The organism is Oerskovia sp. 140933, assembly GCF_059651515.1.
Genome location: NZ_JAMXIO010000039.1, coordinates 1 through 12812 on the forward strand (window position 1 = coordinate 1; position 12812 = coordinate 12812).

Consider the following 12812-nt stretch of genomic DNA (forward strand, 5'->3'; position numbering starts at 1 on the left):
GCTCAACCACTACAACCTGGAACGACCCCACCTCGGCATCGGCGGCCTACGACCCATCGACCGAATCAACAACGCAACGGGTCAGTACACCTAGCCGTCGACCTGAGCCCCCGAGGGGTCAGCCGACGCGGGCTTCTTCGCGGGTCCGTGCGGGACGAGCTTGAGACCCACGACCGCGGCGATGATGCCCGCGATGAACACGACCTTGCCGACCGAGGCGGACTCGTCGCCCGTCCAGATCGCGTAGGACACGGTCAGGGCCGCGCCGACGCCGACCCACACCGCGTAGGCGGTGCCGATCGGGATGTGCTTCACGGCCCAGCCGAGCCCGCCCATGCTGAGGGCGAGAGCGACGAAGAAGACGATCGACGGGGCGAGCTTCGAGAGACCGTCGGACTGACCGAGGGCGGTGGCCCAGACGGCCTCGAAGACTGCGCTGACGAGCAGGACGATCCACGGCACGTCAGCTCACCACCTTGAGGCCGACCACGGAGCCGACGAGCAGGACCAGGAGCAGCCCGCGCAGCCAGGTGAAGGTCTCGGAGCCGGTGATGAATCCCCAGACGACCGTGAGGGTGGCGCCGATGCCGACCCACACCGCGTAGGCGGTGCCGGTGGGCAGGGTGGTCATCGCCCAGGCGAGACCGACCATGCTCAGCGTCAGCGACAGGAGGAAGACGACCGTGGGCCGTCTGCGGGTGAAGTTCTCGGATGCGGACAGTGCCGTCGCCCAGACGGCCTCCAGCATCCCGGAGAGGACGAGGACAACCCAAGCCATGACAAGTAACCCCTCTGAGTCAGTCTTGTCCGTGCGGGTACTGCTCCCTCGTCCGCTGTTCCTCGTCCGAGGAACCTGCACAAGCGTACCTACATCACGTCCGGACCGCCAGAGCACGGCGTCGCCCCCGACCACCCCACCGCCCCGCCTTCACACGATCTTCCCCGGCGCTCCCGACCGGCCTCACCCTCGCCCGGCGACCGGCATCCAGGATCGACGGATGCCGACTCTCTTCGAGCTCACCCCGCCCGACGACTACCTGGTGCGCCTCGCAGCCTCCGACCTGGGCCGGGGCTACAAGGCGCTCGCGACGCGCGAGCTCGACCTCCACGCCGGGCTCGACGTGCTCGACCTCGGCTGCGGGCCAGGCGCCGACCTGGCGGCGTACGCCGGAGCCGTCGGCCCGACCGGCTCCGTCCTCGGGCTCGACCACGACCCCGACGCCCTCGCGCAGGCCCGTGCACTGACGCGCGAGCTGGAACAGGTGCGGGTGCAGGAGGCCGACGTCCACCACCTGGCCCTCGGGGACCGGAGCATCGACCGCGTACACACCGACCGGGTGCTCCAGCACGTCGCCGACCCCGCCCAGGTCCTCGCCGAGATCCACCGGGTGCTGCGACCCGGCGGCCGGGCGGTGCTCGCCGAACCGGACTGGGGGACCCTGGTCGTCGACGGCCCCGATGCCGCGACGACCGACGCCTACGCGCGCTTCGTCGTCGTGATCGTTCAACGAGAAGTCTGGCCCGGACGTCACGGTCGGTGCCGAGCCCCCGGTACGCAGGTGCAGGTCGCGCAGCTCGGGGAAGCGAGCGTGGCGGTCGGCGATGCGCTGCGCGACCGTCGCCCCTCGTGCGGCCTCCCCTCGACGCAGGGCGGCCTCCGGGGCGGCCCCAGGGGAGATGAGGGGCGAGAGCGCGTCAGCCAGGTCCGGGATGCCTCCTGGGTAGTCGTCCCCGGGCACGTCGCGGTGCTTCTGGTGGGCGAACCTGGCGTCGACGAACTGGTCGTCGACGGTCTTGCGGAACCTCCTCGGCAAGACCGAGCAGAGCGAGCTCGACACTGTCGAGTACGACTTCACCTTCGCCCGGCGCGAAGAGTTCGAACTCGTTCCGATCACCGGCCCGTTCGACTTCGAGCGCCTGAAGGAGACGCACCGCCGTCTGTTCCAGGACGTCTACGACTGGGCCGGACAGGTGCGCACGGTCGAGATCAGCAAGAACGGATCCGCGTTCCATCACGCGCGGTACATCCCCACGGCGGCCGAAGACACCTTCGGCTGGCTGCATCGGACCCGGTTGCTCGACCCGAAGGTCGACGATGAGACCTTCGTGGTCGACGCAGCCCGGGTAGGTGTACGGATCGACGAACCCCTTCGGCCCGGTCACCGCGCCCTTGCCCGTTCGAGCAGATCTGCGATGGTCAGCTTGCCGTCAACGTAGCCGCGGATCGAGTCCAGTGAGCGCTCGTCGGGCTCCATGCCTTCCATGGCCCACGAAGCCATCGTGTCGATGGCCAGGTCTCGACGGCGCTCACGGGTCATGCCTTGGTTCAGGTCATGGTGGGGCGTGACGGTCATGGTCGGACCCCTCATTTCTGTTGGTCTTCCTAGGGAAATTGTATCGGGGCAGGTCTCAGGGGGCAGCAAGAAGGCGCCCCGCTGGGCTCCGAGCGCTCAGGGTGCGGGAGGTCGCAGCGAAGTGTGACCGAGCTGGGTGTCGGTCGTCTGGTCGTACCTGGCGGGGCGGATGTCGTCGGTGCCGCCGTCGACCCAGAGCGCGCGTGTCGCCCGAACTGACACCGGGAATCCGCTCATGGGGGCACGGCAGACGGGTCAGAACCGGGCGGAGCGCGCCGGTACACTCCTCGCATGACCGCCGAGAAGCCTGCAATTCCGCCGATTCCCACCAAGCGTCCGGCGGCTCCGAAGCCCCCGCCGTCGTCGACCGGGCTGATCCAGTGGGGCGTCGTCGCCCTCATCGTGGGGCAGATCCTCTACAACGCCGGACGCCAGTCCCAGCTCAGCGCCGCGATGAACCCGTACGCGACCGACAGCGGCTCCGGGCCGCTGATCCTCATCGGAGGCCTCATCACGCTCGCCGGGCTCGTCCTGGCCGTCAGGGGACTGCTGCGCGTCGCATCCCGGATCGACTTCCTGTACCACCGCAACGGCGGACAATAGTGACATAACCGCTATTATCGGCCTGATTTTGGGCAGACTTCTCCCTACCCATCAGTAGAGGTGCGTTTGCTACTTGCTCTGCGGACGCTGCGCCTTGGCGAGTCGGACTGCGCGCTCGTTTGCACGATCCGAGACCAGGGGCAGCACACGGACCACGAAGGACGTGGCCGCATAGAGCAGAGCGGTAGTCGCAGACAGGATCACCGCAGGCGCGGAGATGACGTCCATAGCGCAACCTTTCTCTGGTGGGACCCAGCTAAGGGCTGGGCGTGACCGCAGCGCAGATGCTGCGGAAATCTGGGGGCACAGAAGAAGTGGCACGTGTGGGGCCCGAGCGTTGCGCGCCGATGTTCGTCAGCTACCGCATCTGGATACGACAAAGCCCGGCGCTGGAGGCCGGGCGTAAAGGATCTTCGATCGCGGGCGCTGGGTTGCTCAGCCGCCGCGTCGAGGGTGGCGGCGTGCGACGCGCAGGACTTGCATGGGGTCGAATCTGTGGGCGTGCCCTGGGGCTTCGAGCGGGCGAAGCAGGCCGCGGTGGACCCAGACTCGGATAGTCGACGGTAGGACCCCGGCGAGAGAGGCCGCCTCGGCGGTCGATACTGACCGTCGCGTCAGGGCAGGTCGGACCAGGAAAGGTGCTGGAGGCTGCCGGGTGTTCCGCTCCGCCTCGCGCCGTGCACTCTTGAGGTCTCCTCGTCGGTAGAGGTGCGCCCGGCCGCGAACTCCCACGGCCCTGAGATACCCGCGATGGACCCACTGGCGCACGGCTCCTGCGGAGACGCCTAGTTCATGCGATGCCTGCTTCGCGGTCAGCTCGTCATCCTGTGAGGGCACTTCGTGCCACGGGTCATCGTCGTACGGTCTCCCAGGTCTGGGGGGCGGTCGGACGCCCGAAGGAGGCTCGAACGGATTGGGGCCACGGTTGCGCAGTGAAGGGCGTGGGTCCGTGCCTCTCATCCCGAAGGTCTCGCGCAGTCGGCGAACCTCGTCTGGCTCGAGGGGAGATGACGCCGAGCGCGGAGAAGCTCCGAGTTGCTTCGCCGAGGCGAGAACCTGGCTGGCGCTGACGCCAAGCTCTCGCGCGAGTTCATACACGCGCACACGTGCCATGGTCCAAGTGTGACACTGTCGCGATAGGGGTGGCGGTCAACTACGCGTGAACGCGTTCTTAGCCTTGTGATGGCAACAAAAAAGCTCCGAGGCAATCTCGGAGCTTTCTGGTCTAGGGCGTGTTAGTACCCACAGGGCGTGACGTTACACGAAAAATCTGGCTCACCGCAAGTGACTGCGGGCTCGCGCTCTGATTCGCAGCGCGGGGAACTTGCAGGCAGCGACCGCGAAGGGGAGGTCGTCGGTGTTCGTGGACTTGGGCATGAAGATGACCCGTAACCGTTGCACAGCACGGTAGCGCGTTCTCATCACCCGAGTCAGTGTTGGAAGCCGCAGTCGGGTACGTTCGAGGCCAAACCGTCACTGCCCGGCACGGCCTGGCCGGAGTGTTGTTGCGACCTGTGATGATGGCGTGATGAGCGCGAACGAGGTCGAGCCGGACGGGTATGGCGAGCTGCTGTCGCGGCTCAAGGAACACGGGTGAGCCGGGTGCGGGCGGCCCGGGCGGCGAACATCGAGCTGATGCGGCTGTACTGGTCGATCGACCGCGACATCCTCGATCGCCAGGAGGCCGCGGGCTGGGGCACGAAGGTCGTCGGCCGGCTCGCGGCGGACCTGCGGGCGGAGTTCCCCGACCAGCGGGGCTGGTCGCGTACGAACTTGATGTACATGCGCCGGGTCGCGGAGGTCTGGCCGAGCAAGCAGTCGTTTGTCCAACAGGCTGTTGGACAATTGCCGTGGGGTCACGTGACGGTGCTTCTCGACCGGCTTAGCGAGACAGAGCTGCGGGAGTGGTACGCAGCCCAGGCGGCCGAGCACGGCTGGTCCCGGGCCGTCCTGGAGAACCAGATCGCCTCGCACGTCCACCGGCGCATCGGCGCGGCGCCGTCGAACTTCGTCGAGCACCTGGTGCCCGCCGACTCCGAGGTCGCGCAACAGCTCGTCCGTGACCCTACGTCTTCGACCACCTGGGACTTAGCGACCGCGTCCACGAACGCGACGTCGAGCAGGGCCTCATGGACAAGCTCCAGGAGATCGCCTCGCCCTCTAGGCGGTGCGCCCCGCCTCCTCGGCGCCGTCGCGCAGCGGGACTGACTCGATTCCGGCTGGCCATCCGCCGGCCGACGGCCGTCGACGGGAACCCATCACACCATCCTGGTCGAGCACTTGTTCGACGATCCCAGGCCGATCTTGGACCGGAGATCGTGTTGGGCGGCGGTGCGATTCGCCAGCGAGGGATCTCGCAACTGGTTTGGTCGTAGGCGTCCAGGGCCTCGCGCACGATCGCGCTGGTCTTGACGCCTCGGGTGGGGGCCAAGGGCTTGATGCGGGCTTACAAGAACTCGTGAACCGCGACGTTCACCCGTGGCGACCGCGTTCCGTTGGGTGCAGTGAGGTCCAGGCGCGGTCGGCCTCGTCGTTCATGCTCCTACCGCCCGCTGACGGTCCTCACGACGACGCAGGACCGAGGCCACGCCCAGGAGCACGAACGAGGTCAGCAGCAGGGCGAGCGTGACGACGGTGACTGGCATCCACCACGCGGACTCCATGCCCAGCAGGTGCGCCGCGAGGGCCCCGAGCGAGGTGAGGAAGGTGGCGCCGATCCCGTAGAACGACACCCAGGTGCTACGCAGCATCGCGCGTCTCCTTCACGAGGAAGTACTGCGTCAGGGTGTCGCCGTGCTCGTCCACGGACACCCGGGGCGCCGGCGCGGCCGCGACCTGCCAGCCCTGCTCGCCGAACCGGCTCAGGATCTCGACCAGCGGCGCCGACTCGCGCACCGAGCGCGGGATGCGATTGCGCGCGTCCTCCACCCGCCAATCGTCCTCCAAGGTGGCCTGCCCAAGACGCTCCCGTAGGAGGATGTACCCGTACTGATAAGTGGTCATGGCCGGAAGCATCCCACGTAGCACGACGACAAGGGGGTGAGTGACACCGTGCTCACGATCGGGCACGATGCAGGCTCATCAACCACAGGAGGACTGCCCCATGCCCTACACCCTGACCCTGACCGACGGCTCGACGTCTCAGATCGATGCGAGCATCTGCCTGATCGACGGGCAGAACAATCTGCACTTCGAAAAGGGCGGCACGATCGTGACCATCGTCGCCAGCGATTCATGGCAGCGCGTCGACCAGGCGCCGGCGTCGACCACTCCCGGGACGCCGGGCGAGACCGTCGCCGTGCCGGACTGGATCGGCAAGTTCCACGAGGTCGACGAGAGCGTTGACGGCGCTCCGTACCGCGGCAAGCTGTTCTTCGTGAACGCCACACGCGCACCGAAGCCTGGCGAGACCTTGTGGGACATCGTCGAGCTCGACCCCGCACCGGGCACCGTCGTCCCTGTAGGAACCCACGTCACGAAGTGGATCGCCGACCCGAACCTGGTCCCCGCGACTGCCTGAAGGTTGTCGACGTCGAAGCCCCGTCCACGGCGGTGGGCGGGGCTTCGGCGCGCCCGCTCCCCTGACGTACCTTCGCCTGGCGCCCTGACCTGCGTCCCAGGCATCTATGATCGAGATTGGGCGAGTATCCGTTCAATATTGGTAGCAGAAAGTTGAAATTCTCTGCCCCAGGTCACATAGTGGAAGCATGTCCTCCCGCACAGTCACCACGCACGCCGAAGCGATCCGTCTGGACCTGCCCGACCTCGTGCAGGTGCTCATCGACAACCTCGGCCCCTCGACCGTCGCCGCCCTGTCCGGCGCGGGCTCGCGCTCGCTCCCGAAGAAGTGGGTCGAGGGCACGAAGCCCAGCCAGGACAAGGTCGACCGCCTGCGCCTCGGCTACCGCGTCTGGAAGACGCTCGACGACGCCGAGGGCAAGAACATCGCCAGCGCGTGGATGCTCGGGGCGAACCCTCGCCTGGGAGAGGTCACCCCGGTCACCTGCATCCGCGAGCTGCGTGCCGTCGAGGTGCTCGGCGCCGCCGAGGCGTTCGTGAACGACGTCGCCGCGTGATCGAAGTGCCCGGGGCGCGCACCTGCGCCAAGACGGGTGTGCGCCTCGTGCCTGCCGACGGTGCGCTCGTGTACCGCGTGGCCCAGGACAAGTACACGTTCCGCTCGGGGCCGCTCTCCTCCCCCGTCAACAAGGTCGTCGGCTCGCTGCCCGACGGCGAGATCGAGAGCCGCGGCCGGTTCGACACGGTCGGGCGCACGGTCTACTTCGGCGACACCCCGGAGGTCTGCTTCGCGGAGACGCTGCAAGGCTTTCGCCTGAACCGTCAGGCGCTCGTCGCTGATGCCCAGGCCGCCGGGCAGGACGTCGACGAGTTCATCCGCGACGTCACGAGCGACGCCGTCGCGGGCGACAGGGACACGCCGTGGGCCGTCGGCGGTGACTGGCAGCGCGGCCGGTCCCTGCTGTACATCCGTCTCCCCCTCGAAGGGTGGTGGGTGCAGATCGACCACCCCGCGACGCTCAACGCCCTCCATGACGCCCTCGCGGCCGAGCTCGCGGCCGCCGGGGTGCCCCTGCTCACCTTGAGCGCTGCGACCGGCGAGAACCGGGCCGCGACGACCCTCCTCGCCCAGTGCGTGCGCGACCTCGTCCTCGACGACGGCTCCCTGCCGCTCGGGATCTCCTTCCCGTCCAAGACGGCGTACGGCCGCTGCCTCGCCTGGTGGAACCGCCGCGAGGACGACGACCTGATGCCGAGCGACACCGGCCCCCGCATGGCCGGCGAGAGCGACAACGTCGACACCCCCGCATTCCGGAAGGTCTGTGAGGAGTGGGGCCTGCCGATCCTCGACGGCCGCCTGGCCTACTGAGTACCCGAACCTATGAATCTCCCGCGGAGATTCATAGGTTCAGGCACCCGTGCGGCGTCACACCGCTGGGGGGTTCGCTACCGTCAGCGCATGGCTCACACCTAGGGCTAAGCCCGCATCTCGACGACCGCGCGGTCTGCACCACACTCATCGCCATCACCGCAATCCTCGCCTGGCTCACCGCCACTGGCCACGACATCCAAGGAATAGTGGCCCTTGTCGCCAGTTCAGCCGTCCCGGCGATTACCTTGTCTGCTGTCGACCAAGCATTACGAGCGCACGCCGAACTCGAATTCCTCGCTCACGGCGGACCGTGAAGGTTCCACAGATCACCAGTGGCCCCCTAGCGAGAAGAGGGAAGTCGGGCGGACCATACGGTGCGCCCCACTCCCCTCTTCGCCTCTAGCGCTCGTGGCCCACTTGGACTGTTGGAAGCTACTTCGCGACGGGTGAGAGCGGGTTCACCGAGACCGGATTTGGACCATTGGGCGCCCAGATCGAGACTTGCGAGTAAGTCTTAGTGGCGATCGAAAAATTGAAGCAGGTCGAGAGGTTGTCCGGGTATCCGCCGCGCCACGTGGACCATGCCTTATTGCCATTAGCGTAGTGCGCGTAGATCCGCCCCGTCTGAGGGCCAGGACACACTCCGAGGACATCGGTGTGCATGGGGACGACGCTGATCGTGCCGGCTCCGGAGTAGCAGAAGCCGCGCCACGCGGGACCCTCAGCAGGGTACCGCGCGACGACCTTGTAGCGCGTACTGTTGCAAGAGACGGACGCCGTAAACGGCGAGATCGTGCTTATATCTGGCAACGCAGCAGATCCTGCCTCGATCAGCCCTGCCTGCTCACTCTGGAAGGCGTCGTTCACCGCTGCGCGCTCTGAATCGTCGTACATGCGGATACTGCCGTCAGGCTCGATCGAACCGACCCAGGTCAGCTCCTCAGGCTCAACAACCTCGGCCCCCGTGGCACGGATCTCCTGCCCGATCAACGCCTCCTGCTCCACCCGAAACGCGTCGTTTACCGATCGACGCTCCGCGTCGTCATACACGCGAGTCGTACCATCAGCATTCTCAGTCCCGACCCAGGTCAACTCGTCCGGGTCGACAACCTCGATACCCGCCAGCTCATCGGCGCCGGCACTCGCGCTTGCAGTCGAAATACCCGCCATCGCAAGCCCTGCGATCACCGCAGGCACCGTGATCCGGCGTACATAGACAGCCTTCAAGACTCCCCCTTTAAGAGTGCGACCAACGCCTCATTGCTTGGCCCGAAGGCGGAACGATCGGTCTTGTCCTAGGCCCGCCCATCCTCGGTGGCTGGACGATACACCACACTCAACGGCACGTCAAGCCAAAGCGGGTCGTCGGCAGAATCTGGACCGATTCACCTTGTCTCGTGCCGAGGATATTGACGGGGATCGGCGATTGCACTGGGATCGAATGTTGCCTTGGTTGGCGAGGGCGGTGATCTGACCGGGCCGGATACCGCTTCACGACTCGTCACCCGTGACAACGACCCGGGCCTGGCGGTAGCCAAGGGCGCTACCTGCTCTAGCGCGGCGACGTCGATTCTGATGCCTCGGCGCACGCAATCCCCCACTTGTCGAGCACCCGGTAGCTAGCGTCACAGGCCACACAAATCGGCTTGCCTACACGGTGATCGTGATTTGCTGGCTGGTCATGATGCCCCCACGTCGTCATTCGGTCCGTCCCTCCAAGCACGGCGAGTGGGTTGAGGTGCCCGGGTGGCCTCGCTAGGCTCTCGGCCGACCTCAGCGACGAAGTAGCACAACCGCGCATTTCGCGGGCGGGCGGGTCGAAGCGCAGCGGCGCCGACTGGCGTCCTGGGGCGGCCGCGGTTCGAGTTCGGTGTGATTAGTTCGGCCGGTACTTGGGGACGTCTTCCTCACCTTGGTCTTAGCCGAGTGGCCGTCCCACGCGGAACTCGGCGCCGTTGGGCGGGAAGGGCTCGCCGTCGTTGAACTCCCCCGCGAGGCGTTCGAGCTCGCGTGCGAGGGCCCCGTTCACGAGTGCGGCCATGGACTTGTAGCCGCCGGGGAGCCCGCCGGTGCGCAGCACCGCGGTCTCTGCGGTCTTCACGAGCGTGCGCGGCATGAGGAAGGTGCGGGCGATCTTCGCGTCATCAACCGGCACCTCAGGTGTGACCGAACGGACCGGCTTGCTACGCGTCGCCGTGGCGCGCGGCTTCTTGACGGGCGCAGCCGGCTTGGCCACGGCAGCCGCGGGCGCCGCAGCTGGCTCGGGGGCCGGTTCCGGCGTCGGGGCCGGAGCGGGGGTGACCGGGGTGGCGGGCGTGCTGACCGCTTCGACTTTCGGTGTGAGCCGGATGGGGCTCTGGCTGCCGGGCGAACGGGCGGTCCGGAACGGGCGGATCGGGCGCAGGCTCGCGGGGCTCGCCGAGCGCAGCGGCCTCGCGGTCGATCGCGTCGTCCCGGTGACGGCGGTGTTCCGCGACGTGCGCGAGGCGGACCAGGTCCTCGGGCTCGCACGCGTCGCACGCCGGGCCGTCGAGGCCGGGTACCTGCGCGAGCGGGCGGAGGGACGGTGGACCGAGCACCTGGCGACACAGCCGTTCTTCGCGTCGGTCACCTTGTTCGTCGTCGTGGTCGACCGGCCGCGGGGCTGACGACGACCGCCCCGCGGCCGCAGGGTGTGGGCCTGGTCACGTGGGCACCGGTTCCGGCACCGCGACGGCAGGAGTACTGTTCTCGCGGAGGAAGGTAAGCCTCACCAAACTTGGACCTGTGTTCCATATTGGCCTCGGCTCCACCGCGACGACCACCGGCCGCCCCGGCCTCCGGCTCCCGGGCTCCTTGCCCCGCCACCCGTCGAAGGACTCCCGTGTTCGCCAACTTCCTCATCGGCCTGCGTGAAGGCCTCGAAGCAGCGCTCGTCGTCAGCATCCTCGTCGCCTACCTGGTCAAGACCGGGCGACGCGACCTGCTCCCCTTCCTCTGGCTCGGCGTCGCCGTCGCCGTGACCGTCTCGATCGGCTTCGGCGCGGCCCTCACCTACGGGCCGCAAGGACTGACCTTCGAGGCCCAGGAGGCCATCGGCGGCACGCTGTCGATCGTCGCGGTCGGCCTCATCACGTGGATGATCTTCTGGATGGGCAGGACCGCCCGTCACCTCAAGGCCGACCTGCAGCACAAGCTCGACGACGCCGTCGCCGCCGGGAGGTGGGCCGTGGTCGTCATGGCGCTGCTCGCCGTCGGGCGCGAGGGCCTCGAGACCGCCCTCTTCCTGTGGGCGGGAGCCCAGGCCACGGGCACCACGACCAAGCCCTTGCTCGGAGCCGTGCTCGGGCTGGCCGTGGCCGTCCTGCTCGGCTGGGCCGTCTACAAGGGCGCCGTCAGGCTCAACCTGCGCGTCTTCTTCGCCTGGACCGGCATGTTCCTGATCGTGGTCGCCGCAGGAGTCCTCTCCTACGGCGTGCACGACCTCCAGGAGGCCGGCATCCTGCCCGGGCTGCACGACCTGGCGTTCGACGTCAGCGCGCAGATCCCGCCGTCGAGCTGGTACGGCACGGTCCTCAAGGGCGTCTTCAACTTCTCCCCCGCGACCACCTGGCTCGAGCTCGCCGCCTGGTGGCTCTACCTCGTCCCCACGCTGTTCTTCTTCGTCCGGACCGTCTGGTTCAGCGCGCCTCGCAGCAGTGCCCCCGCGCAGGCCAGCACCCCGGCAACCACCGTCACGACTCCCGGAGGAAACCGATGACCCGCTCACGGGCCACCCACGCCGCAGCGCCGCTGCTCGCTGCCGCTCTTCTCGTCCCGCTCCTCGCTGCGTGCACGCCCAACGACCCGGCCGTCGCCGGCTCGGACGGCTCGGCCGCCGGCTCCGCGAAGCTCACGGTCGACTCGTCGGCCGACGCGTGCACGCTCTCGGCCGCCGAGGCGCCGTCAGGCAACATCGTCTTCACCGTGACCAACACGGGCGACGACGTGACCGAGTTCTACCTGCTCGCCGAGGACGGCCTGCGGATCGTGTCCGAGGTCGAGAACATCGGCCCCGGCATCAGCCGCGACCTGGTGCTCACGGCCAAGCCCGGCGAGTACGTGACCGCGTGCAAGCCCGGCATGATCGGCGACGGCATCCGCTCCGACTTCACCGTGACCGACTCGGGCAAGGACATCGAGCCCACGGGGGCGGTCGCCGACCAGATCGCCCTGGCCTCGACCAACTACGTCGCGTACGTCAAGGACCAGACCGAGCAGCTCCTCGAGGGCACCCAGGAGTTCGTGGCCGCCTACGAGGCGGGCGACGACGAGGCCGCCAAGGCCCTCTACGCCCCCGTGCGCGTGCACTGGGAGCGCATCGAGCCCGTGGCCGAGTCGTTCGGCGACCTCGACCCCAAGATGGACCTGCGCGAGGCCGACCTCGAGGAGGGCCAGGAGTGGACCGGCTGGCACCTGCTCGAGAAGGACCTGTGGCAGCCCGCACCCGAGGCCAACGGGGGCGAGACCTACGTGGCCCTGACCCCCGAGCAGCGCACGCAGTACGCCGACCAGCTCCTCGCCGACACCCAGGAGCTCTTCGACCGCACGCACGAGGCGTCGTTCGCGGACGGCATCGACGCGCCCGCGATCGGCAACGGCGCCAAGGGCCTGCTCGACGAGGTCGCGACGGGCAAGGTCACGGGCGAGGAGGAGATCTGGTCGCACACCGACCTGTGGGACTTCCAGGCCAACGTCGACGGCGCCAAGGTCGCCTACGACGGTCTGCGCGACGTGGTCTCGGCCAAGGACGAGGAGCTCGCCACGACGCTCGACGAGCGCTTCCAGGCCCTTCAGGGCCTGCTCGACGAGCAGAAGCAGGGCGACGGGTTCGTGCTCTACACCGACCTCACGCCCGAGCAGGTCAAGGCGCTCTCGCAGGCCGTCGACTCGCTGAGCGAGCCGCTCTCGCAGCTCACCGCCGCCGTGGTGCTCTGAGGACCGAC

Annotated in this window: 18 protein-coding genes, 1 pseudogene and 1 riboswitch; of the genes and pseudogenes, 10 read left to right on the forward strand and 9 right to left on the reverse strand. The window is 68.0% G+C overall.

What is annotated here, in order from left to right:
- Positions 1-90 precede the first annotated feature (90 nt).
- Together NHG27_RS16405 and NHG27_RS16410 are read right to left on the reverse strand one after the other, a co-directional pair.
- Positions 91-462, reverse strand: coding sequence for a DMT family transporter (locus NHG27_RS16405; protein ID WP_193719324.1), 372 nt, complete (start codon positions 460-462; stop codon positions 91-93).
- Position 463: 1 nt separating this feature from the next.
- Positions 464-778: a DMT family transporter gene (locus tag NHG27_RS16410; protein ID WP_193719325.1), complete on the reverse strand. Its 315-nt coding sequence runs from the start codon at positions 776-778 to the stop codon at positions 464-466.
- 13 nt (positions 779-791) lie between these two features.
- A riboswitch (guanidine-III (ykkC-III) riboswitch) is annotated at positions 792-857 on the reverse strand.
- A gap of 141 nt (positions 858-998) precedes the next feature.
- Here NHG27_RS16410 and NHG27_RS16415 point away from each other — a divergent pair.
- Positions 999-1379 (forward strand): annotated as a pseudogene (locus tag NHG27_RS16415) (methyltransferase domain-containing protein); the annotation flags it as partial.
- A gap of 415 nt (positions 1380-1794) precedes the next feature.
- Positions 1795-2217, forward strand: a complete 423-nt coding sequence (locus NHG27_RS16420) for a Fic family protein (RefSeq protein ID WP_193719326.1) — start codon at positions 1795-1797, stop codon at positions 2215-2217.
- Here NHG27_RS16420 and NHG27_RS16425 read toward each other — a convergent pair.
- A complete protein-coding gene (locus tag NHG27_RS16425; protein WP_193719327.1) occupies positions 2160-2354 on the reverse strand; it encodes an antitoxin VbhA family protein in 195 nt (64 codons plus the stop codon). The two genes, NHG27_RS16420 and NHG27_RS16425, sit on opposite strands and share 58 nt — an antisense overlap.
- Positions 2355-2645: 291 nt before the next feature.
- Here NHG27_RS16425 and NHG27_RS16430 point away from each other — a divergent pair, with 291 nt between their 5' ends.
- Positions 2646-2957 (forward strand): hypothetical protein, encoded by a 312-nt coding sequence (locus tag NHG27_RS16430; RefSeq protein WP_193719328.1) that lies wholly within the window; start codon positions 2646-2648, stop codon positions 2955-2957.
- A gap of 69 nt (positions 2958-3026) precedes the next feature.
- On the opposite strand, the gene NHG27_RS16435 is transcribed toward NHG27_RS16430, so the two are convergent.
- Together NHG27_RS16435 and NHG27_RS16440 are read right to left on the reverse strand one after the other, a co-directional pair.
- Entirely contained in the window at positions 3027-3185 is a 159-nt protein-coding gene (locus tag NHG27_RS16435; protein ID WP_193719329.1) for a hypothetical protein, read from the reverse strand.
- 207 nt (positions 3186-3392) lie between these two features.
- The gene (locus NHG27_RS16440) at positions 3393-4070 is read right to left on the reverse strand and encodes a translation initiation factor IF-2 N-terminal domain-containing protein (protein WP_497017013.1); all 678 of its coding nucleotides are present in this window, start codon (positions 4068-4070) and stop codon (positions 3393-3395) included.
- A 480-nt stretch (positions 4071-4550) separates the two neighbouring features.
- Between NHG27_RS16440 and NHG27_RS16445 the strand changes: the two genes are divergently transcribed.
- Positions 4551-5165 (forward strand): DUF1016 N-terminal domain-containing protein, encoded by a 615-nt coding sequence (locus NHG27_RS16445; protein WP_321575329.1) that lies wholly within the window; start codon positions 4551-4553, stop codon positions 5163-5165.
- Between the two features lie 326 nt (positions 5166-5491).
- On the opposite strand, the gene NHG27_RS16450 is transcribed toward NHG27_RS16445, so the two are convergent.
- Positions 5492-5707 (reverse strand): hypothetical protein, encoded by a 216-nt coding sequence (locus tag NHG27_RS16450; protein ID WP_193719331.1) that lies wholly within the window; start codon positions 5705-5707, stop codon positions 5492-5494.
- Positions 5697-5960, reverse strand: coding sequence for a hypothetical protein (locus tag NHG27_RS16455; protein WP_193719332.1), 264 nt, complete (start codon positions 5958-5960; stop codon positions 5697-5699). Before NHG27_RS16455 ends, NHG27_RS16450 begins: the two co-directional genes overlap by 11 nt.
- A 100-nt stretch (positions 5961-6060) precedes the next feature.
- Between NHG27_RS16455 and NHG27_RS16460 the strand changes: the two genes are divergently transcribed.
- The 3 genes from NHG27_RS16460 (at position 6061) to NHG27_RS16470 (ending at position 7845) form a co-directional block, all read left to right on the forward strand.
- The gene (locus NHG27_RS16460) at positions 6061-6477 is read left to right on the forward strand and encodes a hypothetical protein (RefSeq protein ID WP_193719333.1); all 417 of its coding nucleotides are present in this window, start codon (positions 6061-6063) and stop codon (positions 6475-6477) included.
- Positions 6478-6664: 187 nt separating this feature from the next.
- On the forward strand, positions 6665-7033 hold the full coding sequence (locus NHG27_RS16465; protein ID WP_193719334.1) for a hypothetical protein: 369 nt from the start codon (positions 6665-6667) through the stop codon (positions 7031-7033).
- On the forward strand, positions 7030-7845 hold the full coding sequence (locus NHG27_RS16470) for an RES family NAD+ phosphorylase (protein WP_193719335.1): 816 nt from the start codon (positions 7030-7032) through the stop codon (positions 7843-7845). Before NHG27_RS16465 ends, NHG27_RS16470 begins: the two co-directional genes overlap by 4 nt.
- Before the next feature lie 435 nt (positions 7846-8280).
- Here NHG27_RS16470 and NHG27_RS16475 read toward each other — a convergent pair whose 3' ends face one another.
- Entirely contained in the window at positions 8281-9075 is a 795-nt protein-coding gene (locus NHG27_RS16475; protein WP_193719336.1) for a hypothetical protein, read from the reverse strand.
- A 691-nt stretch (positions 9076-9766) separates the two neighbouring features.
- On the reverse strand, positions 9767-10003 hold the full coding sequence (locus tag NHG27_RS16480; protein WP_043651912.1) for a ParB family protein: 237 nt from the start codon (positions 10001-10003) through the stop codon (positions 9767-9769).
- Between the two features lie 184 nt (positions 10004-10187).
- Here NHG27_RS16480 and NHG27_RS16485 point away from each other — a divergent pair, with 184 nt between their 5' ends.
- The 3 genes from NHG27_RS16485 to efeO all read left to right on the forward strand — a co-directional run bounded on the left by NHG27_RS16485 (position 10188) and on the right by efeO (position 12804).
- Positions 10188-10496, forward strand: a complete 309-nt coding sequence (locus NHG27_RS16485) for a methyltransferase domain-containing protein (protein WP_193719337.1) — start codon at positions 10188-10190, stop codon at positions 10494-10496.
- Positions 10497-10711: 215 nt separating this feature from the next.
- Positions 10712-11587: an iron uptake transporter permease EfeU gene (gene efeU, locus NHG27_RS16490; RefSeq protein WP_193719338.1), complete on the forward strand. Its 876-nt coding sequence runs from the start codon at positions 10712-10714 to the stop codon at positions 11585-11587.
- Positions 11584-12804, forward strand: coding sequence for an iron uptake system protein EfeO (gene efeO, locus NHG27_RS16495; RefSeq protein ID WP_497017014.1), 1221 nt, complete (start codon positions 11584-11586; stop codon positions 12802-12804). Before efeU ends, efeO begins: the two co-directional genes overlap by 4 nt.
- Positions 12805-12812: the final 8 nt, after the last annotated feature.

What these genes read in the sequence shown, in the direction of transcription:
- NHG27_RS16450 (WP_193719331.1), bottom strand. Translation starts at nt 5,707, where the DNA reads ATGCTGCGTAGCACCTGGGTGTCGTTCTACGGGATCGGCGCCACCTTC.
- NHG27_RS16465 (WP_193719334.1), top strand. Translation starts at nt 6,665, where the DNA reads ATGTCCTCCCGCACAGTCACCACGCACGCCGAAGCGATCCGTCTGGAC.
- efeO (WP_497017014.1), top strand. Translation starts at nt 11,584, where the DNA reads ATGACCCGCTCACGGGCCACCCACGCCGCAGCGCCGCTGCTCGCTGCC.
- NHG27_RS16460 (WP_193719333.1), top strand. Translation starts at nt 6,061, where the DNA reads ATGCCCTACACCCTGACCCTGACCGACGGCTCGACGTCTCAGATCGAT.
- NHG27_RS16435 (WP_193719329.1), bottom strand. Translation starts at nt 3,185, where the DNA reads ATGGACGTCATCTCCGCGCCTGCGGTGATCCTGTCTGCGACTACCGCT.
- NHG27_RS16440 (WP_497017013.1), bottom strand. Translation starts at nt 4,070, where the DNA reads ATGGCACGTGTGCGCGTGTATGAACTCGCGCGAGAGCTTGGCGTCAGC.
- NHG27_RS16425 (WP_193719327.1), bottom strand. Translation starts at nt 2,354, where the DNA reads ATGACCGTCACGCCCCACCATGACCTGAACCAAGGCATGACCCGTGAG.
- NHG27_RS16430 (WP_193719328.1), top strand. Translation starts at nt 2,646, where the DNA reads ATGACCGCCGAGAAGCCTGCAATTCCGCCGATTCCCACCAAGCGTCCG.
- NHG27_RS16455 (WP_193719332.1), bottom strand. Translation starts at nt 5,960, where the DNA reads ATGACCACTTATCAGTACGGGTACATCCTCCTACGGGAGCGTCTTGGG.
- NHG27_RS16410 (WP_193719325.1), bottom strand. Translation starts at nt 778, where the DNA reads ATGGCTTGGGTTGTCCTCGTCCTCTCCGGGATGCTGGAGGCCGTCTGG.